This window comes from Brevibacillus dissolubilis (genome assembly GCF_006170445.1).
Taxonomy (GTDB): domain Bacteria; phylum Bacillota; class Bacilli; order Brevibacillales; family Brevibacillaceae; genus Brevibacillus_B; species Brevibacillus_B dissolubilis.
In genome coordinates this window covers 315,308-340,121 of sequence record NZ_VCNA01000003.1, presented here as the reverse complement: position 1 = coordinate 340,121, position 24,814 = coordinate 315,308, and the positions used below count along the sequence as shown (strand labels likewise).

Here is a 24,814-nt window from a genome sequence, read left to right as displayed (position 1 = left end):
AGATTCGCAAAAAACCTTTCGCTCCAGAGAGAGTCGGGAGGTTTTTTTATGCCTGCTGTGGCTTGGGCTGTTGAGAGGGGGTGAGGCCCGAAGAGAGGATGGTGGCCGTGGTGCTTTTTTGATTCGACAGGTACGGGGAAAGGGAGGTGATGCAGGTGCAAGAGATACCTTCGATCGTACATTTTTGTAGGCAGCATTTTGAGGCTGCGCTGTACCGGGACCCCCTTCCGGCAGACAAGCTGATTCCGGCGTTGTATGTGCCGACCCCGATGATCTCAGACCGGCCTGACACAACCCAGACTTATATGCGGGTGGTCACGCTGACCCTGCGAATCTATCATGTGGACAGTCTTACGGCATTTGCCGTTGCAGATGAGCTGGCAGAGCGGATCGCTTCGGCGCGTTATCAGATTCCGCTGGTGGATGATGGGGAGGTGCCCACGGGTGAGGTGTTGCGTCTGGAGGGCAGTGAGTTCGCGGTCGTGGAGGAGGGGGTTGCCCAGTTGACACTCAAGTGGCGCAACCGTTACTACTACCAACGCGCGACCTATGAAAAAATCAAAACATTACATGTGGAAGAGCAGGTGAAGTAAGATGCCACGCAAGCAACGTCAGGAGGAAGAAGCGATGCAGAAGCAGACCGAAGCCCCCAAGCAAAATGCCCAAGCCGCAGACGAGCCGACCTACACTTTGGACAGCCTGCGCCGATCCAGCCAAAACCTGTTCGGTGTGCCTGTTGAGGTGTTTGACGGAGCGGTCTATGGTATGGCACAAAAGCGTCTGAGCAAGAGTGAGGCACGGGCGCTCATTCAACAATTCCTTACAAGGGAGGTATAACGCATATGGCAGGTGGAACTTGGATCGAAGGGGTAGAGCAGGTACGGGCCGGTTTATATATCAATTTTAAGGCAAAAGCGCTTGAACGCATTAAATCAGGTGAGCGCGGTACGGTCACGATGCCACTGGTTTTGAACTGGGGGGAATCGAAAACGTTTTTGCGGATTGACACGGATGCAGATGTGTACGACAAGCTGGGCTATGACATCAATGAACCGGAGATGCTGCTTGTCCGCGAAGCGAAGAAACGCGCCAAAACCCTGCTGATCTATCGGCTCAACGAAGGGAAAAAGGCAGCGGTGACCAAAACCGCGTCAGATTCTTCCGGCACTCTAACCGTCACGGCGCGCTATGGCGGTTCACGCGGCGGAGATCTGGCGATTGAGGTAGAGGCTGATCCGGATTTTACCCCGCCTGTCGAGAGCCCATCGGCAAAAGGCCCCCGCTTTGTCCGCACTCTGCTCAAAGGCCGTGTCGTCGATGAGCAAAAGGTGACCAATGTCTCTGAGCTGAAAAGCAATGCCTGGGTGACCTTCACCGGGACGGGGATTGTGCCGGAGACGGACGAGCTGAAGCTTACCTTCACGTTGGGAGCGGGGGAGACGGCGAATGGCAGCGTGCTTGTCCTAGATCACACCGAGTATCTGACGGCGACAGAGACCCAGCATTTTGACGTGATCGCCTATCCGTTCGACAACGATCCGGGCACAGACAAGGACGACACGGATATCGCCAGCCTCAAGACCTCGTTTGTCAGCTTCATCAAGCGGATGCGCGAGCAGGAGGGCAAAAAAATCCAAGGCGTCATGGCGAACTACGATGCCGACTACGAAGGAATCGTCAATGTAGCTAACGGGGTGATCCTTGGCGGCAATGTGGCACTGGCGGCGAAGGATGCGGTGGCATGGGTGGCAGGTGCAACCGCAGGGGCGTCGATCATCCAGTCCAACACCTACAGTGAGTACGAAGGTGCGATCGACGTCAACCCGCGCATGAAAAACAGCGAGATCGTCGATGCGCTCCGCCGTGGACGCTTTCTTTTTATGCATGACGGGGTCAAGGTCAAGGTGGAGAAGGATATCAACTCGCTCGTCACCTATGGCATGACCAAAAACGGACGCTTCAGCAAAAACCGTGTCCTCCGCGTGCTCGATGCGATCGCCAATGATTTCTCCCGTGTCGTTAACCAAAACTACATCGGCAAGCTGGACAACAACCGCGACGGACAAGCCCTGCTCAAAGAGGCGGCCAACGGATACCTGCGCAGTCTGCAGGATGCCGGAGCGATCCAGAACGTCGATTTTGTGAAGGATTTCACGATCCATACCGAAAAATCAGTCGGCGATGAGGTATATGCCACGCTGGGTGTACAGCCGGTCGACAGCATGGAAAAATTCTATTTCAACGTGGAGGTGCGATAATCCATGGCCAAATTCCGCGCAGAAAATACGATTAACGGTCGAGAAGCCCGCCTGTTCCTCGATGGGGAAGAGATTGCCTACGCGAAGTCGTTCGAGGCGACGATCGAGAAAAACAAGGTGGACGTGCATATCCTCGGCAACCGCTGGACAGGCAAGAAGACGACCAGCTTAGCTGGGACCGGGACGATCACGCTGTATAAGGTCACCTCCCGTTTTACCCGGATGGTGCTGGAGTATGCCAACAGTGGAAAAGAAGTCTACTTCACCCTGCAAGGCGTGCTGGATGATCCGGGGAGCGGGCGCGGCACTGAGCGTGTCACCCTGCTCAACTGCAATATCGACTCTGTCAAGATCGGTCAGTTCAGTGTGGACGGAGAGGCGCTGGAGGAGGAGCTGCCTTTTTCCTTCGAAGGCGCGGAGATTCCAGAGTCGCTCAAGGACGATTTTTGATGCAAGCTGATGCGGCAGGCACGATGATGGATGAGGCACCACGTAACCGTTTGTACGGATGATGTGGTGCCGTTTCTTTTCCCTGATGATTGATTTCATGATGTTGTGATGATTCCTAAGGAGGTATTGCGTTATGACGACTGTTACCCGTTCGATGGATATGTTCATGAAAGGCAAAGCCAAGCAAGTGATTACCGAGGAAGTGATCGTCTCCAAGCGCTATGTGGACGAGGAGGGCAATCCGATTCCATTTGTCTTGAAGGCGATCGACACCAAGCGGATCGAGGATCTGCAAGATGAGTGCACCATCCCACAGGTGAAAAAAGGCAAAAAAGTAGGCGAAACCGTCGACTGGAAACGTTTCGCGGCACGTCTGGCGGTCGAATCCACCGTATTTCCCAACTTCAAGGATGCCGAGCTGTTAGCCAGCTACGGTGTGGTGGACCCGTGTGACCTGCTCAAGGAAATCCTCTGTGTCGGCGGCGAGTACGCGGAGCTGGTGCAGGCGGTGCAGCGTGTCAACGGCTTTGACACCGATTTTGAAGAGCTGGTGGATGACGCAAAAAACTAATCCACAGTGGTGATTACCATGCTGTCATCTCTCACCGGGTCTGGCAGAAGCACCATGTCCTGCCGCAAGACCTCTGGGCCATGGACGATTACCACAAAGCATTCATCTACGCCTCCGAGTTCGTCGAGATCGAGGCGGAGAAACGGGCTGAGCGGGCGGCGCAACGGCGTCAGCGCTCTTGACCCTACGATCAAGGGGGTGAAATCATGGCAACTCTGAAAGCCCTCGACATGTCCAATATCGAAAAAAGCTTGAAAAGCTCACTGGGGTATGCGGATCAGTTCAACCGAATCCTGACCGCGGGCGTCTCCACTACCGCTAAAGAGCGGGAACGCAGCATGAAACGGATGCTCAGAGAGCTTACCAAACTGGAGCGGACACTGACGGTAACCGTCGAGATGAAGCCGGTGGCAGACCCAACCGCTATACAAAAAGCGGGTGAAGCAACAGCCCAGACCGTCCAACAAGCCCAGCAGGCCCAAACCATCAATCCATCGAGACGAAAGCGCCGTACCTTTGCCACCACCATGTACGAGCCAGGCCAACGCCTCAACCAAGGCATGAACTACGCCAAGGTACTGGCAAAAGATAAAGCAGGACGGCTCAAGACAGGCTCGGTCGAACTGGCGAAAAAGGCGGTTGACCAAACCAAGCTGCTCGCCAAGCAAGCCAAAGCAGGGGGGCATAATCTCGCGGTCAAAGCAGGTCAAGGAGCCATCGATCTGGTCGCCAAGGGTGTCAACTCGCTGATTGATTTCCGCAACTTTTTTGAGAAGGAGTATGCTCAAAAAAACTTCTTGCCTGCTCCTAAGCTGTGGAAAAAGTGGGAGCCGAAAGTCAAGCTACCTGACCTAAAACCCATACCCGACAAGCTTGATCCACTCGACCCGAATGCCGAACCGACGTGGTTTCAGCGGATGAAAGCCAAATTAACTGCACCGCCTAATCCCAATGCAAAGCCCTCCCGACTCCAACGGATGAAGTCCAAGCTGGTGGGCCCGCGAGGCTTCCTCACTCGCAAAGCCTATAACTGGGGCATCCTCGGCCCGCAGAACCTGGCGCGTAAAGGCGGAATGCTGGAGCAGATGGGGGTTACAGGCAGAGACGGGATGATCACGAAGACGAGATCATTTTTTCGCGATGTAACCCGACCGAGAAAGGATCAGGCAGGCAAGCAGATGGGCTTTTTCAGTCGGGTATCGCGGGCGGTCAGCAAGCGGACAGACAGGATGGGACTAACGGGCAAATCAGGCTTCACTGGGAGGCTCAGTGAAAAGATCTTTACGCTTCGAGGCGGGGAGAGGGCGAAGAAAGCAGCAGCTCCGACAGAAGCGGGAAAAGCGGTAGCCGCGGCCTGTGCCTGCAAACCCCCGGACAAACCGGATAAAAAGCCCAAAACCATGATGGAGGAGGCGACCGGACATCTCACCTCGATGATGGGGTGGCTGAAGTCGCTGGGTGCCGCACCTTCCCAACTGTTTGACAAAACGATCAAGGCGGCGGCTGTTTTGGAGGAGCAGACCAGCCGGATGGCCTCCCGAATGAAGGAGACCAACCAAAGTCTGGACCCGAGCAAGCAGATCGCGGGGGTTCAGATCGAGCAGAACGCTCAGGAATTCATGGGTTGGCTGCGGCAAGAGGCGGTCAAGAATCCTTTTAGCGTCAATGACATGACCGAGGGAGGCCTAAGTGCATGGTCGCTCGCTGAGGGGGATATGGGACAGGCGAAGAAGATTATGCAGCTCGCCGCAGATATGGCTGCCGCGATAGGCGGAAAGCTCAAGGATGCATTGTCCGCTCTCGAAGAAGCGAAAGACGGCAAGAAGTTTGATAAGCTCAAACCTTTTGGCGTGAAAATGAGTGAGGATGTCTTCAAGGGCATCGGGTTCCAAGGCTTAATCGACAAAGAGAGCATAGAGTTTGGAGGCTCAGCAGAGCAAGTGGGGCAGTCCAGTCTGAAGCTCTGGGAATCGATCAACGAAGGGATGTCCGTCGCCTTGCAGGACTCCGGTGTCAAAGCCTTGGAGCGGCTCAAGCCCCATCTGCAAAAGCTGCAAAAGTGGCTGACCGAGTCAGGTGGCGGGTTCGAGAAGCTGCGTGATTTTATGATCCAAGCTTTTGCGGTGATCCTAGACTATGCCATGCCCGTGCTGGATCGGGTGGGAGATGTCTTCAAATGGCTGATCGACAACTTCGACATGCTCAAGCCGATCATCGTCGGAGTGGCAGCCGCGTTCTCCAGCCTGTTCGTCATCCTCAAGGTGGTGGGGCTGGTCACGACGCTGATCGGCGCCTTCGGCAAAGGCGGGGCTGTGATCATGGCACTGACCAATCCGATCATGTGGATCGTCGCTGCCATCGGATTGCTGGCGGCAGCATGGGTCAACAACTGGGGGGGCATCCGCGAGAAAACAGCGGCGGTCATCGACTATCTGATGCCGTACTTCGATCAGATGGTCGCCTTTTTCCAAGAAAAATTCGCAATCGTCTCCGCTTGGTTCCAAGACCGAATCCCCAAAGCGATGGAGGTCTTCTCCCGCGCATGGACGTATATCATGCCGATCGCTGTCGGGGCGCTGTCTTTCCTGTGGGAAGCGGTAAAAGCGACTTTTGGTGGGATCTGGGGTATTGTCTCTGGCGTGTTCGAGGCGATCTGGGGAATCGGGACGGCGGTCTTCGATGCGTTGGTCGGTGTGGTGGAGGCGTTCATCCTGCTGTTTGAGGAGGGATTTGCCAGCGCGGCAATCAAGCTGGGTGAGACGTTCTATAACCTGTTTGCAAGCGTGCTGGGCTCTGTCTGGGAATTGGTGACCGATATCGCGATGTCGATCTATGAGTTCCTCGACAATCTGGTCGGAGGTCTTTTCGAAGGCATTCTCGATTATCAAAAAGCCAAGCCCAAGGGCGAAGAGATGCGCAAGAAGATGGATGCAGAGAAAAAAGCGAAGCTGGAGGCGGATATCATCCAGGCATCGGCTACTCCCGGCCCGCAGGAAACCCTGCAGAAGAAGATCGCGGACATCAGCGGCAAAGGAACGGGCAGCCTGTTTACGATTCCGCAAGTGCAAACGCAGACGCAGACGCAGACGGCTCAACAAGAACTCCTTTATACCCCGGCGTTATATTCTGTCGCTCCATCTGCTTCGGTCAATCCGCCACTGGAGCCAAAATTGGAGCCACAGCTGCAGCGAAAACTACAGCCAAAACGCCAGGGCATCCCGACCATTCTCGCCGGAGACCGTACCGAAGTAAATCCACTGCTCAACCCACGCAAACAGCCATCCAAGCTCGATGTCACCCCGTTTTCGCAAGGGGAGACCCAGCAGATGCTAAGCAGTGCAGGAAGCACCTCCTCACAGGTGAATCACACCAAATCCGTGCAGATCGCCCAGCTTGTCGGGGAGATGCATGTCCACGAAGGCGTCGATGTCCAGAAAGTGATGGATGAGATGGTGCGCAGGCTGGAGCAAGATCTCAATACGGAGGCGGATGGTTCCTATGAGTGTTGATATCTGGATCACCTACAACAATAACGACGAATGGATCATGCTCCCCGTCAATCCGGGTGAGCTGTCCATCCAGAATGGTTCGGCCAATGAGACGGTATCGGTGCAGGGCTTGGGTGAGGTCTCCATCATCCAAAACGATGTGCTGACCGTCTATTCCTTTTCCTCGCATTTTCCCAAGCATTACGGGCCTTATTGCAAATATGTAGAGATTCCTGACCCCAAAGCAGCCGTCGCCGTGATCACCAAATGGAGACAAAGCGGCCAGCCCTGCCGTTTTATCGTCAGCAACGACCATGGGATGGACATCAATATAGCGGTCACCATCGAGACGTTTGATATCAAGGAGCAGGCAGGAGACGTGGGCAGTCTCTACTATGACATCACCCTGCGCGAGTATAAGTACATCCAAGTCCGCCAAGTCGTGGAGAAGAAGAACGCCGGTGAGACGAAGACGGTCATCGCGAGCAAGGTCGGCCAGCGCCCCAATGAAAGGCCCAAGCCCAGCTCCTATACCGTGAAAAAAGGGGACAGCCTCTACGTCATCGGGCGCATCCTCAATGTCGATCATATGAAAATCGCTCAAGCCAACAACATCAAGGCTCCCTACACGATCTATCCCAACCAAGTGCTGGTGATTCCATGAACCAAACCCAACCGTTATCCGTCTACCTCGTCACCAAGGATAAAACGTTCGATATCACCGACCTGATTGAGAGTGTCGACTGGTCGGGCGGACGCACCAAGGCTCCACGTACGCTGGCTGTCCAGTTGGTCAACACGGAACGGGGCAGCCACCAGAAAATCACCGCTGAGAACGGCAATGGTCTGATTCTGCGCCTCGGTGATCAGGAGCTGTTCCGCGGCATCATTTTTACCTGTGATTATTCCAAAGACAAGCTCGCCATCACGGCATATGACCAGATGATCTACCTGACCAAGAACACCGACTCCCTGCTGTTCACTGGGAAAAAAGCGTCCGAGATCATCCAAAAGCTGTGCAGTGACTTTTCCATCCCGGCGGGCACGATTGACGATACCAAGTTCGTGATTCCGTACCTGATCTTCGACGGAGATACCCTGTACGACATGGCGCTCAAGGCGCTGGAGATCACCTACAGGCAGACAGGCAAGCGCTATGCCTTCTACTCGCGGGATGGCAAGGTACACCTGATCCCGCGCGAAAAAAACACCATCCAATGGGTAATCGAGGACGGGGTCAATCTGGTCGATTACTCCTACCAGACCTCGATCGAGGAGACCGTCACCAAAGTCAAGCTGCAGGCTGGTGAGGAATCCAAGACGATCACCGCTACCGCAGAGGACGCCGAATTGCAGAAGAAGTTCGGCGTCCTGCAACACTATGAAAAAGTGAAGGAAAAGGTCATTCGCGCCACCCTGCAAGAGCGGGCCAAGCAGATTCTCGCCAAGGAAGGGCGGGAGAAGCGGACTTTTTCGATTAACAATATTTTTGGCATACCGGATGTCATCTCAGGGACGGCTGTCTATGTGATGGTCAAAGAACTGGACATCCAGAAAGCCTACTACGTGGAGGAAGACAGCCATTCGTTCACCGGGCGTAAACATATGATGTCGCTCACTTTGTCAGAGACGGACGAAGTACAGGTGAAGGCCAAGGAATCGAAAGGCTAACAAATCCAAAGGGAAAGGGGGAGTAGTCTATGTCACTTGGCCATATGATCAGACAGCACAGCCTCAAGGCGATGCAGACGATGAAGGTAACCACCCTGATGGAAGCCGAGGTGGTGTCAGACCCGCCGGAGCTCAAGATCAAGCTCAAGGGCAATGACAAGCTGATCATCCCCAAGGAGCTGATTGTGGTCGCGGAGCATCTGACCAAGGAGTTCAAGCGGGAGATGAAGGTGGAGGGGAAGGGGAAGAGCACGATCTCGGCCCCGCTCACCGCTTCGCCCAAGGTAGGGATGCTACCCAACGGCTATGTACCGCATGTCCATGATGTAACAGAAATCTCGATGACCAAAGCGGATTTCGAATTCATAGAAGGCACAGGCAAGATCGAATACACCAACGAGCTGAAAAAAGGGGACAAGGTGATGGTCATCACATTTGAAGGCGGGCAGAAATTTTTCATCATGGACCGCGTCGTCTCCTATGCAAAGGGGGACTAGACCATGGCATTGGAGCCGGATCTGGTCTTCCCGCAGATCATCGAAAATGTACGGCAGCCATCCAAGACCTATCAGCTCGACATCGAGACGGGGGAGATCACCGCTCGGATTGACGGGCGGCAGGCGATCGAGCAGTTCATCACCAAGGCGATTCATACGATCCGCTTTCACGTCCCGATCTATTCGCCAGATTATGGTTGCGAGATTCAGTCGCTGTTTGGCAGAGGGTTTTCGGAGCGGTTCATCCGGGCGGAGATCGTGCGGATGGTGACAGAGGCCCTGATCTATGATGACCGGATCGAGCGAGTCTCTGATTTTGAGGTGAAGGCTGAGGCTGATGAGGTCTATCTCAGCTTTCGGGTCGATACCGTGGAAGGTGTTATTCATTACAAGGAGGTGATCTAGATGGCCCTCCAACGACTGGAGACCTTTGAAGAAAAATTACAGCAGATGCTCGACCGCGTCCCAGATGAACTCGACAAGCGGGAAGGCTCGATCATCTATGATGCGTTGGCTCCAATCGCCCTGCAGCTGTGGATGGAGGAGAGCAAGTTCCGTGAGATTCTGGAGCAGGCTTTTGCGGTTAAGGCAGAGGGCTACTACCTCGATCTGATCGCCAAAGACCACGGCCTGGAGCGTACCCCGGCCAACCGCGCCCGGGTTCTGCTTGAATTCACGGGAACCCCCGGCAAAACCGTGCCCAAAGGTACAACCGTCGGGGTGCTCAACTCCGATCTGTCCTATGTAACCGATCTGGACTGCCCGCTTTCGAGCGTCACCCGTGAAGAGAATGGCTCGAAGGTTACCATCGGGCTGGGCCGGGTGATGGCGACCTGCAAGCTGGCAGGGGATGAGGGGAACGTGCCTGTGCACAAAATCACCCTGCTGTTCGACCCCAATCCAGATGTCGTCCGTGTGACCAATCCAGAGCCGGGGCGCTATGGGACAGATGAAGAGAGCGACGCCAGCCTGCGCAACCGGATTCTCTATCAAAAGCGAAATCCCGAGCACGGCGGTACCAGCTCTGACTATGTACGCTGGGCCCTCACGATCACGGGGATCACGTACGCCAAAACCTTGGATAAACCCAGAGGAATCGGCACGGTCGATCTGATCATCGGCGGTAATGAGACCCATCTCAACGAGCTTGTGATGCAGGCCCAGACCCTGATGGATCAGAAAAAACCGACCGGTGTTGATGTCAAAGTCCGCAAGCTCAAGCACCAGCGCGTCGAGATCCGCATCAGTGTAATCGGACTCAGCCCATCTGAAGCGACCAGTGCGGTATTGGGCTACACCCGTACCATCGAGGTAGGGGGGACCCTCTACCGCTCCAAGCTCGTCTCGGCACTGGTGCAGGCTGGGGCTACCGACGCTACGGTCAGCGAGCCTGCCATCAACATCGAGCTGGAGCATGACAGCATCATCGATCCGGTGGTGATCCTCGTATGATCTCAACCGATCAGCTGATGGGCTATCTGCCTGTCTATTATCAGGAAAGCCGTCAGATTCGTGCGATCATGGACGTGGTCAGCGCCCAGATGCCGGATGTCGATGCCGATCTGTGGAAGACTTTTTTCGTCAGTCTGTTAAGCGATAAATCGATTGATCTGTGGCGGGAGGAGTTCGGCGTCGAGAGCGACGAAGAGCTGGTGGCCCGGCTTCGCTCATCCGGCACGATGAATCTGGAGACGCTGCAGGCGCAGGGGATTCGCATCGATGAGACCTACCGCTCTATGCCCGAAGAAGGCGTCATACTCTCGGCATCGGGTGTGATGGCGGACGGCCGTGAATTCATGCCGCTGACCACGCTGATCTACACCACACCCGAGACCCTTTTGATGGCAAAAGGCTTGGTCAGACTGATGGGCTTGGCCGGGTTTCGCTATCTGTTCGCCCTCTTGATCCAGGAAAAGCTGGAAGTAGAGCGGCGTCCCGCAACCGATACCCGAACCGTCCTCACAGGCATCGTGCTGCCCGCGAAGACCCACGAAGAGCTGAGCGGACGCCAAGTGATCCGCCAGACCAACGATACGTATTATCTGTTGCAGCGCCACACCAACAGGCGGAACCCTTGGTGGTCGCCCAATCTCTTTTTTACAGATGCGCTCACCTATGAGGATGAGTCGCTTACGATTCAACAGTCTACCATCCAATCCCACCCAACAGACGGAGGTGTCTAAGCATGGCTAGTTATACCTGTGATGTAAAAGGGCTGCGCACCTTCGAGGCTCTCCAGCTGATCCGGGACAGAAGCGTCTTCATCGCCGTCGGAAAAACCTCTCCGTGGAACGAACAGGAGGAGGTGCCGGCCGTCCACTTCGGCTCACAGATCGAGGAGGTCGCCGCCTACAAACGAGCGGATCAGCTGACCTTCATCATGCCGGATGACAACGGCACGATTGAGCAGCGCGGACAGAAGTGGCGCCCGATCAGCCAAGAGGAAGGCATCGAGCAGAACTGCCGCTGGGTGTATGTGCAGGCCTGGCTTTCTTTTGACACATTTCCCGTTATTACCTTCCGTCAGACAGGTGTCTTCGTGAGCCTCACCCAAAAAGCAGAGGTTCCCGTCAACAAGCAGGTGCTGTACCCGGACGATGTGGTCCATCCCGGATTTTTAATCATAATGAATAACCGTACACCGATTTCCCGTGAAGCCACGCAAAAGGAATCGGTTGATTTTATCATCGAGTTTTAAGGAAGGAGGCAATGCCATGGCGACCTATTACAACCGTTTTGATCCCAAGAAGCGCTGGGTGTCGGTACAGGCGGTCGGGGGCAGACGATTGCAGTCGGCAGAGCTCAATGAGATGCAGTCTCTCTCGCTGTATCGGGACAAGCAGCTGGGCGACGTGATTTTTGGCTCGGGGCATATAATCGAGGGCGGTCAGCTCTATATCAACACGACCAAAACCAGCCTGAAAATCTCCCCCGCGCGCGTCTATCTGGAGGGGATCATCCACGAGATTCCCGAGACGACCCTCACGATCACCGGACACGGGGCAGAGGTGATCGGGCTTACGGTCGAGTATCGCAACATCAGCTTCGAGGATGATCCGACCCTCTATGATCCGGCTGTCGGCTATGACAACCATGGGATGCCGGGGGCAGACCGGATGGTGGCCGATCCCAAATGGCTTGTCAATGATCCCGATGCGACGATGATGTACCGGCTTGAAGACGGCATCCTCGTCACCTCCAAGCTGCCGCCTGAACTGGAAGGCTTCACTCCTGTGCTTGCACGCCGCACCTATGACACCAGCGGTAATTTTCTCGTATCGGGCATGGATGGCTTCATCGAGCACGGTGCCGGTCAGGACGAGGAGCATGTCACATTGGTGGTGGATGCAGGCCGTGCCTATGTGCAGGGCTTCGAGATCAACAAGCTGGTTCCGATGCGGATCCAGATCGAGAAGGCTTTGGACACACAATCTGTCATCAACGAACCGAAAACCTACGACAAGGACGTAAGCAAGTACGAACTAAGCTTCCAACCAGTCAGCAGGCTGGGCCAAGTCTCTGCTCTGGTCGAAGTGACGGAGAATGTCATGCGTGGCATGGGTTCTCTGATGGATCTGCTGCCCAAAAACCCGGTGCTGGAGATCGTCAGCGTCACAACAGGATCGACCGTCTACGTCAAGAACCGCGATTACAAGCTGACCAGCAACCACGTGGACTGGACTCCTGCGGATACGGGAAGTATGGAACCGATAGCGAACACCAGCTATCAGGTGACCTACCGCTATAACAAGCTGCTGGTATTCGGACGCGACATTACACTGGAGAATGGCATGCTGACATTTTTAGATCTGGGTGAAAAAAAGCCAGTCCACGGCTGTACGATCACCGTCGACTACGACTTTTACCTGCCGCGCAAGGATGTCTACTACCTGACCGCAGATGGGGAGATCAAGGTGATCCAAGGCCAAAGCGGACTGTACCCGCCGACCCCAGCCTCACCGCCTGACGTCTTAGAGCTGGGCGAGATTTTTTTGCCAGCCAACAGTGATCATGCCATCGTGACCAACCGCAAGCCAAAGCGCCTCACCATGCTGGAGCTGCGCTCGCTACTTGACCGTCTGGAGCGGGCCGAATACAACCAAGCCCTAAGCGATTTGGACCGCGCCGCCCAATACACCGATCCGACCGTTCAGAAAAAAGGCATCTTTACCGACAACTTCACCAACTTTGAGCGCTCCGATGTGACCCATCCCGGATTTGATGCGATGTTTGACCCGGTGGAGAAGACCTTGCAGTTGCCGATGACACAGAAGCTGAGCGAGCTTACGGTCGACGGGGAGAAAAGCACGGTTCGCATCCACGAGCGGCTGATGACGATCGGCTACGAGGAAGAGGTGCTGATCGACCAGCCATTTGCGACCGAGGCGATGAATATCAACCCGTATCAGGTGTTCGGCAATCTGGCGACCATCCGGCTGATTCCAAGCCACGATATCTGGGTGGAGCAGTTCTTCGTGACACAGGTCATCTGGGGCTGGTGGCTGGAATGGTGGAACAATGGCCGCACGGTGACCCGGATGATCCTCGACGAGCAGATTCCGTTCATCCGTGTGCGTGATGTGGCGGTGATTGGCGAGGGCTTTGAGCCGTTCAGCGACAATATCATGGCAACCTTTGACGGCAAGCCGGTCGTCCTCACACCGCTTGACGCGGGAACCACAGCAGGTACACAGAAGGGCACGGTGAGGGCAGACGGGTTGGGCCGTCTCACCTGCAAATTCACGATTCCAGCCGGCATCCGGGCAGGTACGCGCGAGGTCCGATTCTGGAACGAATCCTAGAAGGAGGCATGTCGCCATGACGATTCAAAATGAAGCAAGGGCTTCCTATGTGGGGGTCGGGCGCAGACAGATCATCGAGCAGACCTTCTGGCAGATCCCCTGGGGCCGTCCGATTGACCCGCTCGCCCAGACCTTTATGCTCACCGATGAGCGGTATATCACCGCACTCGACCTGTTTTTCGTCAACAAAGACCCGGTGGCAGACGTGACCGTGCAGATCCGCCAAGTAGTCAATGGCTATCCATCGATGAACGTCCTCACCTCCAAGGTACTCAAGACCGAGCAGGTGAATCTCGCCCAGGTGACCGAGACGACCGTGACGCCTGTACCGACCAAGATCACTTTTCCTGACCCGGTCTTGCTTGCCGCCAACACCGAATACGCGATCGTCGTCCTGACCACCTCCAGCCAATACCGGCTCTACGTCGCACGGATGGCGACTACCGATCTCGTCACCAAAAAACAGGTGGCCCGCCAGCCATACGATATCGGTGTCTTGTTCTCCTCCTCCAACGGCTCGGCCTGGACCGCACACCAAGACATGGATCTGAAGTTCCGCCTGTATGGAGCCAGATTCCATCCAAGCTCCACCGTTGTCTTCCATAAAATAACGGCTACAAGCGCTACCCACCTGATCCTCGCCGCCAATCAACTGGTTCCGCACCGCTCCGAAATCCGCTGGGAATACTCGGCGGACGGTAATACCTGGTTCCCGCTGGCCGGGCAGGATGTGACCCAACTGGTCAAGCCCGCCGACGACATCCACATACGGGCCACCCTGCTCTCCACAGGTTCCTCTCCGGCTGTACAGAACAGTCTCAGTGCGATCTCCATGGCCCGCAAAACCAATGGGGTGTATATCAGCAGGCAGATGACCTACCGTGAGCCTTTTAACCGGATCACGATCTATGTGGATTTGCACGCGCCGACCAGTACGGGTCATGTGTTTGAATATTCCGTAAAAAAAGACGAGGATGGTGATGACATCTGGGTCAGGATGGCAGACCCCACGATTGTAGGGGTGGTGGACAGCCAGTTCCAGCAGGTGAAGGTGACCCAGAATCTGACGGACACAGCCGTAACGCTCCGCATCCGGATCAATCAGAGCAGCCAAGAGCCGATGATCACGCCAAAAGCACGCAATCTGATGGTGCACACATCCTACACAGCGACGGGGGTGTAGGCGGATGACAGTCACCCGCGCACGGATTTCTGTCGACCATCAGGCTCCGGACAGCCTGATGAGTGGGGCACTGAAGATCAATGCTAATTTTGACCTGATCAATGCTGAATGCATCCGCCTGCAATCTGAGCTGGATGCCGATCAGCAGCTGTTGGACGGGCATCAGGCTGAGCTTGCGAAACACGCTGCGCAGCTTGCGAGCCATCAGACCGAACTGGGTCAACACACTACCCAGCTTGCGAGTCACCAGACCGAACTGGGTCAACACGCTACCCAGCTTGCGAGTCACCAGAGCGAACTGGGCCGACACACCACGCAACTGTCGAGCCACCAGGACTCCCTGAACGATCATCAAACCAAGCTGACCAGCCACCAGACTACACTTGATAATCACGCAGCCAGCTTGAGCAGCCACCAGACTACGCTCAGTACTCACGCGACCAGCTTGACCAGCCATCAGACCACGCTCGACAGCCACACAACCACGCTGACACAGCAGCAGACCGTCATCAACCGTCAGACCGCCGAGATCAACAGCCTCACCTTGCGCCTCGCCAACACCGAACGCAATCTGATCGACGCCTTACTGGAGCTGGAGACGATGAAAAAGGCAGAGTTGACAGGGGTCAACGCCAATATCTATGTAGAAACCTTCCGTGATTTAGGCGGGGTCAGTATTACAGCAGGGATGCTGGACACCGCCACGGGAAAGGCCTTGTTGAGATAGGGGGGAAAACAGACCAATGGCGATATCGGTGAAGTTAGTCGGAACCTATACACGAGAGGAGATCACCAGCCGCTTTGCCATCACCGATTTATCCGGGCATGACGTGATGATCACCAGTCTGTATGAGCCATCCGCGCTCTATCTATTGGAACAAGAGAGCGGCAAGCTGTACAGGACATACCTCGATGGGAGCGGGAGCCAAAGCAGGGAATATGTAAGCACAATCTCACCCACGGATATGATCAGGACAGGGCCGATGGGGGGAGTGGTTTTTGGCGAATCTCTCTATCTGATGGAGGAGAGCGGCAATCTGGCAGAGTTCAAGATCGCTGACGGCACGCTAAGCGTACGAAGCCAAAACCATGCACCGACTCTATTGGACGACGGGAGCTGCAGCTATCCAAGCGTGACCTTCCATCCGGTTCAGGAGATGGGTGCTGTGGTTGCTGACATTACTTTCACGATAGCAGACGGGCAGCACATTCAATTCCGGCTCTATCAAGTGATGATCGAGACAACCCAAGATGATACAGAGAATCTCCAGGCAGCCACGCTCAACACCTCTGCAGCCAATACCGTCACGACGATGGCTGTAGCCCCGAATAAACCAGTCATCTTCCGTCCGAACGGAACATCCACCAGCCCCACCAATGTAGATTGGATTCCGATCTATATGTCATGGTCATTCTCTGATCCCGATGCAGGAGACCGCCAGCAAGCCTATCAGGTGGAGATCTATGATGCGGCGACGAACTCGTTGGTCACTACCACGGGCAAAGTAATCAGTCAGAACCAATATTACTCCAATCCAGCCACTGAACTTCAGCCTCACAAAACCTACAAATGGCGGCTGAAAGTCTGGGATACATACGGCTACGAATCGCCGTATACGGATATGTACTATTTTTCGATCAACCGGGGGGCGAGGGTCTGTTATCTCAGCGGGAAAGAATACGGCCAAGGTTCCTGCTTCATGGGGTTAACGCCCCGCCTGTTATTCAAGGTGGTTGATCCGGACGGGGATTCTATCGCCAAAGTCCAGATCAAGGTGAGACGAGTAGCGGACAATGTGACGGTGGTTGATCAGACATTCTCCGCTCCCATTCCTTCCTACTACGACGTGCCGGCAGGTGTATTGGAAGCAGGCAAGGTGTATTCATGGCAGGTGATCGCCACCGATTCGTATAATGGTACGTCAACTCCTTCGGCCGTGGAGTTCACGACAGGGTCACGCCCGGAGATTCCCACTCCGATCGGGCCTGTCCCCAACAGTCGTGTCAGTCCAAGACCTACTTTTGAGTTTAGTGTCAATCATGAGCCGGAAGGACACTACCAACACTTCCAAGTGGAGGTGGCCGAAAATAACGGATTTGAAGGCACAGTCCGTAAGTTCAATTCCCGCAGCACTCAGGCTGGCTGGGAAGCGTATGACGGCAGTACATGGACGGCATTTCCAGCCAAGGGTGTGAGACGAAGAAAGCAGTTGGCGGAGAACCCTCATTTGGAAGAACGGGACGGAGGGGGCTGGGCATCATTCTGGTCCACAAGAGAGTACAATCAGACATCGTACAGCATGGGGGAGGATCTGGGTCAGTATTTCATTAACATCAAAAATACAACAGGGGAACTGACAGGGCTGTGGCAAATCATCAAGGGCTGGCAACCGGGAGATGTCATCCGCATCACCGCATCCATCCGGGTCAACAGCTTGATGACAGGCAAACGGATCATGCTTGGATTACAGGGGGATACACCAGATCACTTTTCTTCCGTTGAAGCCATCATCCATGGCGGGAGGGGGGAAGGCTGGGAAACATCGATCGTGGCTCCCTCAGCCGTTGAGCCTCCAGTCGTCTCCGATCCGATTATCATCAGACCAGAAGATCCGATCATCATCGTCCCGGACGATCCGATCCTCGTCACACCGTTTTTTATGGATTATTTCATTGATATCGTCATTCCCGAGCACTATACCTCTGACCTCAGAGTCGTTCTGTTTGATGAGGGAGCCGCCCAGAACGAAGTCACGGACTATGATATCGCATCGATTACAGCCGAAATCCTCCATGTACCTATCTATGAAAAGGTACGCTACACCATGCAGAGCGACTTGCCCACCCAGACCACACAGTACTGGCGGGTCGGTTCTTTGGATCTGGCAAGCCAGCTTCCCAAGGGTTACTCTCATGCGCAACCCTTCCATACACTTTTTATCGCAGACCCAAACGATTTCAATCTACCGTATATAGCCTATGGATTTGAGCTGTACGGGTCAGAGACGGGCTATACTATCACTTCTAGCAAGGCACATCCGGATAGCACATTCACCATTGAGTACACAAGCAGCATTTCCAATACCCAGAATTCCTTGCAAAAAGAGCTGGAGCTGGATTTTGACAAGTATTATCTGATTCTCGCGGAGGTCAAATCCACCCATACTGATGTCTGCATCGAATACTCCGGTGTCAAAGGAGGGCCGCTACAACGAGCTAACTGCTGGGAGACCCTGTGGCTCAAGATAAATGGAAGAAGAACGTACGGCAATGCTATCTTTCATCTCTCCCAGACGTACGCCAACCAAAAAACGCAATACTCCCAAATCCGCATGATCGAAATCCCCAGGGCAGAATACGAACGCATCGATGTCGATCCGAACTGGACGGGCTACTACCTCAGGCGTAAATATCCATACGCAGAGTACAACTCCAATCGGCAAAATCCACAGCCGCTGCGCATCGGGGATCAGCTCATCTGTACCCTCAACCCACCGATCAAAACGAGCGCTGCAGCCAAGCGTCTGGTCATGAATGCCGTGACCAACTACCCCAAGGTGACCCGGAGAATGGAGGAGATCAGCCCCGCATCTTCAAAGGTAACGTATACGGGAACATGGAGCTACTTGGAAGAAGCAGTCAGATGGACGAACCAAGACGGTGCCACAGCCGAAGTGGAATTTACCGGGACTTCGATCGTTGTGGCAAGCGTCAAAGATAATAAGCAGCGAATGTTTCAGGTGTTCATCGACAATGAATATATCGCTCAAGTCGATCTGTATCATTCTAGCCAGCAATGGTCTACCAATGTGTTCGAATATCGCAATCTCGTCTACGGCAAGCATAAGCTTAGGCTCAAAGCCGTCGCGGACAAGCACCCGTCCAGTCAGGGCACCAACTATATGTATCTGATGCCTTTTGTCGTGTTCACAGATGAGAAACCCGCCACGTTAAAAGTAGAAGCCTGCAATAACTTCTTCGACCCTACACCTGCTTGGGAAGATATCACCTCAGTTGTCCAAAACGGTGGATACTACACCTTCGTCAACCAAGCCAAAAAAGCAACCGCATGGGGACTCAACATCCGCATCACGCTGTCAGGCAACGGCTCACACAGTCCGATTGAACTCGACGGCTTCGGATTCTCATTCGAATAAAAGACACGGAGGTGAATCAACCCCGATGAGATCATTGAAGACAACCGACCTCGCCCACCTGCGAGCTGAGGAAAACCGTCAGAGCCGAGAAGCCAGACGCCAGGAGCTTTTGCAGAAGAAGCAAGCAGGAGAAGAGGTGGAGGAGGAGCTGACCGAATTTTTCCAAACCCCGGAGGAAGTCGAATCCTTCTACCAAGACCTTGCAGCGCATCCGAAGCGGCAGGCCCGCATACTAGACGCGCTAGAGACACAGCTTGATCTGCTCACCGACCTGACCCTGCTTCTAGCCGAGCAGGCGGCTTTGCATTTGACGGACGAACAACAGAGCATGATTCAGACGATCAAAAAGAAGCTGATGCCGCTCTATACCATCTCGCTCCATGAAGCCGAGGAGAGCACACGTTTTGCCAAGCTTGTATCGAAGAAAAAAGAAACCCGCCAGCTGCAGGAGGAATATCGGCGGGTGAAGAAGGCGAAGGAACCGTCGTGATGGTGGGAAGAAATACTGTCGGACGCCGCATAGGGATTGGACTACAGACCGGATGAGGGATGCTCTCATTCGGTCTTTTTTTATTTTTCTGGAAGAGTGATCCTTGTTCGGATTACCCATTTCTTCCAATATTCATATTTTTACCAAATTATCCCTAGATAAAGAAAAGTGAATATATTTGATAAAAATGAGGTTTAGAATTACTATAAAATTGGCTACTTAATAATAAACAAAGATATTTAAGTGAAAAGGGGTAGAAGCGTTGAATGCAAGGAGACTTTTGCTGAGCTTTTTGGCCGGATTAACTGTTTATGGGACAACACCTGCCTATCTGTCAGCACAGACGGCGTTTACGGACGTAGAGGATTCTTTTGCCAAGGATGCGATTCTTAAGTTGGCCTCACAAGGCATCCTGAAAGGGAAGACAGATACGACGTTTGATCCGACTGGCAGTATTAAGCGGGAAGATTTTGCGATTATCATGGCCAAAGCACTTAACTTGGATGTCAGTCAGCCTCCGAGCACACCTACGTTTTCGGATGTCTCCCCGATGCACTATGCTTATGCGTATGTAGAGGCGGCAGCCCAAGCAGGTATTTTCGCGGGGATGGGTAATGGCGTATTCGGGCAGGGAAGTGACATGACCCGTCAAGATATGGCGGTGATCTTCGTACGTGCCTTGGAGAAAAGTGGCTATAAAATGCCGGAAGCTCCGACCACTCCGCCCTTTACGGATTATGCGACCATCGCCGAGTATGCGCGGGATTCTGTCGCTGTTGCTTATCAATTGGGTCTGATGTCTGGAAATTCAGACGGCAGCTTTGCTCCGACTGGATTGGCAGACCGTCAGCAGGTTGCATTGGTAGCCGATAATTTTATCGTAGAGAAACAGACGATTGAAAATACTCAAACAACTACTCCAAGTACAGGGACAGTGCCAACAACCACGGACACGGTAACACCTTCTACCGGTACGGGTTCGACGACTGGCACGGATTCAGGTTCAACGGGAGGTTCTAGCGATACGGGCTCTACCGATTCTGGTTCATCTGATTCAGGCTCTTCTGATTCGGGCGGGTCTGGCGGAACTGGTGGAGGTTCGTCAGATGATAACGATCCGGTTACCCCGGCGGTCAATCATGCCCCAGTCGTGGCGGGAGCATTGGCTAACCTCACGTTAACAGTAGGGGATAGTGCGAAATCCGTCTCCGTGTCGTCACTGTTTACCGATGAGGACAATGATGCGCTTGCCCTTCAGGTGTCCGTATCTGATCCAAGCAAAGTGTCGGCAGGCATCAGCGGTGATACGCTGAGCATTACTCCTGTAGCAGCAGGTACTGCGACGGTAACGGTCACAGCAGATGACGGCAAGGGTGGAGTCGTCTCGACCAGTTTTACCGTGACGGTCAAGGCTAAAGCGAACTCGTTGCCTGTTGCAGTGAATCCAGTTCCGGCACAAACCCTGAATCTGGGGACTCCGGTTACTATCGACATTACGAACACCTTCTCCGACAATGACGGTGATCCACTGACGATCACAGTCAGCTCCACCGACTCGACCAAAGTGACCGCAACTCTTTTGGGAAAAATCATCACACTGACTCCACGTGCAATCGGAACGGCTAATGTGCGGATGATTGTACGGGACGGGAAAGGTTCGATTGTTTCTACGTTTGCGGTAACGGTTGTGGAAGTAGAGAACCATAGCCCGACAGTTGCTTCCAGCCCTTCTGATCAGACACTGGTGGTGGGAACATCTGGCACAGCGATTGACACTTCTGCCGTATTTGCCGATCAGGACAATGATGCTTTGACAGTCACAGCTGCATCCAGTAATGCCAATGTGGTATCCGCATCGATGACAGGCTCCCTATTGCAGCTGACACCGGTAAGTGCCGGTTCTTCTGCGATTACACTGACAGCTACTGATGGAAAAGGCGGGACGATCTCTGTATCGTTTGACGTAACCGTGACCCAGATCACCGTACCTGTACCTGTTCCGGTGAACCATGATCCAACAGTGTCAGTATCCATCGGTTCCCAGAGCGTGACGCTTGGGACCACTGGACCATCGATTGATCTTGCCAACCGTTTTGCGGATCAAGACGGGGATAGCCTGACGTACACGGCCGTGTCCAGCGATTCTGCGGTAGCCTCTGTCACTGTCAATGGCAGCCAACTGGACATCACACCAGTGGCTGTCGGTACTGCTACGGTTACTGTAACAGCCAATGATGGACGCGGAGGAGACGTGTCTGCGACATTTGACGTAACCGTGACCCAGATCACCATACCTGTACCTGTTCCGGAGAACCATGATCCAACGGTGACAGCATCCATCGGTTCCCAGAGTGTGACGCTTGGAACCACTGGGCCATCTATCGATCTGGCCAACCGTTTTGCAGATCAAGACGGGGACAGCCTGACGTATACGGCAGTGTCGAGCGATTCAGCGGTAGCTTCCGTCACAGTCAATGGCAGTCAACTAGACATCACACCAGTGGGTGTCGGTACTGCTACGGTTACGGTGACAGCCAATGATGGACACGGAGGAAGCGAATCTGTGACCTTTGACGTAACTGTGACCCAGATCACCATACCTGTACCTGTTCCGGAGAACCATGATCCAACGGTGACAGCATCCATCGGTTCCCAGAGTGTGACGCTTGGAACCACTGGGCCATCTATCGATCTGGCCAACCGTTTTGCAGATCAAGACGGGGACAGCCTGACGTATACGGCAGTGTCGAGCGATTCAGCGGTAGCTTCCGTCACAGTCAATGGCAGTCAACTAGACATCACACCAGTGGGTGTCGGTACTGCTACGGTTACGGTGACAGCCAATGATGGACACGGAGGAAGCGAATCTGTGACCTTTGACGTAACTGTGACCCAGATCACCATACCTGTACCTGTTCCAGTCAACCATGATCCAACGGTGACAGCATCCATCGGTTCTCAGAGTGTGACGCTTGGAGCCACTGGGCCATCTATCGATCTTGCCAACCGTTTTGCAGATCAAGACGGGGACAGCCTGACGTATACGGCAGTGTCGAGCGATTCAGCGGTAGCCTCCGTCACTGTCAATGGCAGCCAACTGGACATCACACCAGTAGCTGTCGGTACCTCCACAATCACCGTGACCGTTAATGATGGACGCGGGGGAACCGCAACTATGACATTTGACGTAACCGTGACCCAGGTCACCGTACCGACACCTGTGAACCATGATCCAACCGTGGCAGATGTAATCGGAGCACAGAGCTGGACGCTCGGAACAGCAGGCCCGACCATCGATCTGACGAACCGTTTTGCAGACCAGGATGGGGATAGCCTGACGTACACAGCAGTATCCAGCGATTCAGCGGTAGCAGCTGTCACTGTCACTGGAGGCGAACTGAAGCTGAACGCGTTGGCAGTCGGTACCTCCACGATCACCGTGACAGCCGATGATGGAAACGGCGGGTCTGTATTTACTACTTTTAATGCCACCGTCCTTCAGCCGAACCAACAGCCTGTTGCAGCGAATGTGATTGGAGCACAATCCACAACAGTCGGTGCCAATGATCTTACGCTCGATATCTCCAACACATTTAGCGATGCAGAGGGAGACGCCCTCACGTACTCCGTCGTTACAGCAGATCCATCCGTGGCTACGGCTACGATCACGGGCAACAGTCTGGTGATTCAGCCGGTAGCTGCCGGAACGACGACGGTTACGTTGACAGCTGATGACGGCAACAATCCGCCGATCTCTATGACGTTTGACTTGACAGTGAATAATCCAATACCGCCTGTGGTGAATCATCAGCCGACGGTCGCCAATCCGATTGGCAACAAGACCTCGACCACTGCTAATTTGGGGATGAGCGTAGATATTTCGAATACGTTTGCTGATGAAGATGGGGACACCCTCACCTATAGCGCGACGTCTAGTGATACCATCGTAGCTCGAGCGAGCATGTCCGGGACTCTCATCCTCATCGATATCTTCTCGGTTGGAACGACGACCGTGACCCTGACCGCAGATGACGGCAACGGAGGAACAGCCTCTACAACCTTTGACGTAACGATTACTTCTCCGGCTCCGGTTAACCATGATCCACAAGTCATCAGTGGGATCAGCGGCTATACGGTGACAGAGGGCTCTGGGGAATTTACGATTGATATCTCCAGCACCTTCTCCGATCAGGATGGTGACATCTTGACGTATTCCGCAGTAGCAGATGATGGGTCTGTGGCAACCGCAGTACTGAGTGGTACTACGCTGAGTGTGAACCCGCTTGCAGCAGGTACGACGAACATTACCGTTACCGCTGACGATGGTAAGGGTGGAAGCGTCTCTTCGACATTTGCTGTGCAGGTGAATCCACTGCCTGTGAACCATGCACCTGTGATGAATTCCGCATTTGCTGCACAAACGATGAATTTCGGTGGTGCTGACCGTCTGCTGAACCTGACCGGCCGATTCACGGATGAAGACCAAGATACCCTGACCTACACGGTTAGCTTCAGCAATCCATCTGTGGCATCTGCTGTCGTGAATGGCTCGAACCTGGTGCTTACTCCGGGTGCTGCCGGTACGACAACCGTCACTGTTACGGCATCGGATGGCAAAGGCGGTACGGCTTCCATGACATTTACCGCGACCGTGGTTGTTCCGCCTCCTGCACCGCTCTTCTCCGAATATCTAGTGGGGTCGAATGGACGGATCGCCGTTGAGATTTTCTACGCGGGCAATGGTACAGGGGACAGTATCAGTGGCTATACGTTGGAAGTGCATCAATACGTGGAAGCTACTCAATCGGTCAGTATCATCACACAGGATTTAGGCGTGATTTATCCTAACACGCCTGTCGTTACGATTGAGTCTACCTTCTATGATTACTTTGATCTGGCCAGCAATGCTTGGTACTATAACTTCGAGCTCCCCTTGTATGTATCAGGCAAACGTACGGTGGCGTATGTGATCAAGAAAAATGGACAAGTGATCGATGTACTCGGTGACCCGACCTCTACGACTGAACTTTTGTCTGCCGGTGGCACGATGGTTCGCAAACCGGAATACAAAGCAGGCACAACGATGTACCGTACCTCTCAATGGACTCTCTATCCAAAAGATTCGTACCAGTTCATTGGGATCCATTCAGCCAACTAATCGTCCATACTAACGGACACTTTGTTTTAACGGAAAACGGATCTCTTCAATAATAAAAGCACTCCCTACGTGGACATCGGAAAAACCAT

The 24,814-nt window shown here is 54.0% G+C and carries 20 protein-coding genes; 19 read left to right on the top strand and 1 reads right to left on the bottom strand.

Annotated features, from left to right (window positions below; genetic code table 11):
• The first annotated feature begins 155 nt into the window (after positions 1–155).
• The 5 genes from FGI41_RS07720 (at position 156) to FGI41_RS07700 (ending at position 3,279) form a co-directional block, all read left to right on the top strand.
• Positions 156–593 carry a hypothetical protein gene (locus tag FGI41_RS07720; RefSeq protein WP_139489384.1) on the top strand — a complete coding sequence of 146 codons (438 nt, stop codon included), beginning with the start codon at positions 156–158 and terminating at the stop codon, positions 591–593.
• 1 nt (position 594) lies between these two features.
• A complete protein-coding gene (locus FGI41_RS07715) occupies positions 595–837 on the top strand; it encodes a YqzN/YkzM domain-containing protein (protein WP_139489383.1) in 243 nt (80 codons plus the stop codon).
• A 5-nt stretch (positions 838–842) separates the two neighbouring features.
• On the top strand, positions 843–2,258 hold the full coding sequence (locus tag FGI41_RS07710; RefSeq protein WP_139489382.1) for a phage tail sheath family protein: 1,416 nt from the start codon (positions 843–845) through the stop codon (positions 2,256–2,258).
• A gap of 3 nt (positions 2,259–2,261) precedes the next feature.
• Complete coding sequence (locus tag FGI41_RS07705; RefSeq protein WP_139489381.1) at positions 2,262–2,708, top strand: phage tail tube protein; 447 nt, start codon at positions 2,262–2,264, stop codon at positions 2,706–2,708.
• Positions 2,709–2,841: 133 nt separating this feature from the next.
• Entirely contained in the window at positions 2,842–3,279 is a 438-nt protein-coding gene (locus FGI41_RS07700) for a phage tail assembly chaperone (protein ID WP_139489380.1), read from the top strand.
• On the opposite strand, the gene FGI41_RS07695 is transcribed toward FGI41_RS07700, so the two are convergent.
• Positions 3,276–3,473: a hypothetical protein gene (locus FGI41_RS07695; protein ID WP_139489379.1), complete on the bottom strand. Its 198-nt coding sequence runs from the start codon at positions 3,471–3,473 to the stop codon at positions 3,276–3,278. The genes FGI41_RS07700 and FGI41_RS07695 overlap by 4 nt on opposite strands.
• A gap of 12 nt (positions 3,474–3,485) precedes the next feature.
• Here FGI41_RS07695 and FGI41_RS07690 point away from each other — a divergent pair, with 12 nt between their 5' ends.
• The 14 genes from FGI41_RS07690 (at position 3,486) to FGI41_RS07625 (ending at position 24,725) form a co-directional block, all read left to right on the top strand.
• Positions 3,486–6,788 (top strand): phage tail protein, encoded by a 3,303-nt coding sequence (locus FGI41_RS07690; protein ID WP_139489378.1) that lies wholly within the window; start codon positions 3,486–3,488, stop codon positions 6,786–6,788.
• Entirely contained in the window at positions 6,778–7,431 is a 654-nt protein-coding gene (locus FGI41_RS07685; protein WP_176560176.1) for a LysM peptidoglycan-binding domain-containing protein, read from the top strand. The genes FGI41_RS07690 and FGI41_RS07685 overlap by 11 nt, the downstream gene beginning before the upstream one ends.
• On the top strand, positions 7,428–8,438 hold the full coding sequence (locus FGI41_RS07680; RefSeq protein ID WP_139489376.1) for an XkdQ/YqbQ family protein: 1,011 nt from the start codon (positions 7,428–7,430) through the stop codon (positions 8,436–8,438). Before FGI41_RS07685 ends, FGI41_RS07680 begins: the two co-directional genes overlap by 4 nt.
• A 29-nt stretch (positions 8,439–8,467) precedes the next feature.
• Positions 8,468–8,935: a DUF2577 family protein gene (locus FGI41_RS07675; RefSeq protein WP_139489375.1), complete on the top strand. Its 468-nt coding sequence runs from the start codon at positions 8,468–8,470 to the stop codon at positions 8,933–8,935.
• Positions 8,936–8,938: 3 nt separating this feature from the next.
• Positions 8,939–9,340: a DUF2634 domain-containing protein gene (locus tag FGI41_RS07670; protein WP_139489374.1), complete on the top strand. Its 402-nt coding sequence runs from the start codon at positions 8,939–8,941 to the stop codon at positions 9,338–9,340.
• Positions 9,341–10,387: a baseplate J/gp47 family protein gene (locus tag FGI41_RS07665; RefSeq protein ID WP_139489373.1), complete on the top strand. Its 1,047-nt coding sequence runs from the start codon at positions 9,341–9,343 to the stop codon at positions 10,385–10,387. It begins immediately after the preceding gene.
• Positions 10,384–11,118, top strand: coding sequence for a hypothetical protein (locus FGI41_RS07660; RefSeq protein WP_139489372.1), 735 nt, complete (start codon positions 10,384–10,386; stop codon positions 11,116–11,118). Before FGI41_RS07665 ends, FGI41_RS07660 begins: the two co-directional genes overlap by 4 nt.
• 2 nt (positions 11,119–11,120) lie before the next feature.
• A complete protein-coding gene (locus tag FGI41_RS07655; RefSeq protein ID WP_139489371.1) occupies positions 11,121–11,633 on the top strand; it encodes a BW3TFN family phage tail fiber component in 513 nt (170 codons plus the stop codon).
• A 16-nt stretch (positions 11,634–11,649) separates the two neighbouring features.
• Complete coding sequence (locus tag FGI41_RS07650) at positions 11,650–13,737, top strand: DUF4815 domain-containing protein (RefSeq protein WP_139489370.1); 2,088 nt, start codon at positions 11,650–11,652, stop codon at positions 13,735–13,737.
• 16 nt (positions 13,738–13,753) lie between these two features.
• Positions 13,754–14,920 carry a hypothetical protein gene (locus tag FGI41_RS07645; protein ID WP_139489369.1) on the top strand — a complete coding sequence of 389 codons (1,167 nt, stop codon included), beginning with the start codon at positions 13,754–13,756 and terminating at the stop codon, positions 14,918–14,920.
• Positions 14,921–14,924: 4 nt separating this feature from the next.
• On the top strand, positions 14,925–15,647 hold the full coding sequence (locus tag FGI41_RS07640; RefSeq protein WP_139489368.1) for a hypothetical protein: 723 nt from the start codon (positions 14,925–14,927) through the stop codon (positions 15,645–15,647).
• A 16-nt stretch (positions 15,648–15,663) separates the two neighbouring features.
• Positions 15,664–19,077, top strand: coding sequence for a glycoside hydrolase family 78 protein (locus FGI41_RS07635; protein WP_139489367.1), 3,414 nt, complete (start codon positions 15,664–15,666; stop codon positions 19,075–19,077).
• Between the two features lie 25 nt (positions 19,078–19,102).
• A complete protein-coding gene (locus FGI41_RS07630) occupies positions 19,103–19,567 on the top strand; it encodes a hypothetical protein (protein ID WP_139489366.1) in 465 nt (154 codons plus the stop codon).
• 262 nt (positions 19,568–19,829) lie between these two features.
• Entirely contained in the window at positions 19,830–24,725 is a 4,896-nt protein-coding gene (locus FGI41_RS07625; protein ID WP_139489365.1) for an S-layer homology domain-containing protein, read from the top strand.
• Positions 24,726–24,814: the final 89 nt, after the last annotated feature.

Excerpts from the sequence above, each read along its gene's own strand:
- FGI41_RS07715 (WP_139489383.1), top strand. The coding sequence starts at position 595 with ATGCCACGCAAGCAACGTCAGGAGGAAGAAGCGATGCAGAAGCAGACC.
- FGI41_RS07710 (WP_139489382.1), top strand. The coding sequence starts at position 843 with ATGGCAGGTGGAACTTGGATCGAAGGGGTAGAGCAGGTACGGGCCGGT.
- FGI41_RS07705 (WP_139489381.1), top strand. The coding sequence starts at position 2,262 with ATGGCCAAATTCCGCGCAGAAAATACGATTAACGGTCGAGAAGCCCGC.
- FGI41_RS07700 (WP_139489380.1), top strand. The coding sequence starts at position 2,842 with ATGACGACTGTTACCCGTTCGATGGATATGTTCATGAAAGGCAAAGCC.
- FGI41_RS07690 (WP_139489378.1), top strand. The coding sequence starts at position 3,486 with ATGGCAACTCTGAAAGCCCTCGACATGTCCAATATCGAAAAAAGCTTG.
- FGI41_RS07685 (WP_176560176.1), top strand. The coding sequence starts at position 6,778 with ATGAGTGTTGATATCTGGATCACCTACAACAATAACGACGAATGGATC.
- FGI41_RS07680 (WP_139489376.1), top strand. The coding sequence starts at position 7,428 with ATGAACCAAACCCAACCGTTATCCGTCTACCTCGTCACCAAGGATAAA.
- FGI41_RS07675 (WP_139489375.1), top strand. The coding sequence starts at position 8,468 with ATGTCACTTGGCCATATGATCAGACAGCACAGCCTCAAGGCGATGCAG.
- FGI41_RS07670 (WP_139489374.1), top strand. The coding sequence starts at position 8,939 with ATGGCATTGGAGCCGGATCTGGTCTTCCCGCAGATCATCGAAAATGTA.
- FGI41_RS07665 (WP_139489373.1), top strand. The coding sequence starts at position 9,341 with ATGGCCCTCCAACGACTGGAGACCTTTGAAGAAAAATTACAGCAGATG.
- FGI41_RS07660 (WP_139489372.1), top strand. The coding sequence starts at position 10,384 with ATGATCTCAACCGATCAGCTGATGGGCTATCTGCCTGTCTATTATCAG.
- FGI41_RS07655 (WP_139489371.1), top strand. The coding sequence starts at position 11,121 with ATGGCTAGTTATACCTGTGATGTAAAAGGGCTGCGCACCTTCGAGGCT.
- FGI41_RS07650 (WP_139489370.1), top strand. The coding sequence starts at position 11,650 with ATGGCGACCTATTACAACCGTTTTGATCCCAAGAAGCGCTGGGTGTCG.
- FGI41_RS07645 (WP_139489369.1), top strand. The coding sequence starts at position 13,754 with ATGACGATTCAAAATGAAGCAAGGGCTTCCTATGTGGGGGTCGGGCGC.
- FGI41_RS07640 (WP_139489368.1), top strand. The coding sequence starts at position 14,925 with ATGACAGTCACCCGCGCACGGATTTCTGTCGACCATCAGGCTCCGGAC.
- FGI41_RS07635 (WP_139489367.1), top strand. The coding sequence starts at position 15,664 with ATGGCGATATCGGTGAAGTTAGTCGGAACCTATACACGAGAGGAGATC.
- FGI41_RS07630 (WP_139489366.1), top strand. The coding sequence starts at position 19,103 with ATGAGATCATTGAAGACAACCGACCTCGCCCACCTGCGAGCTGAGGAA.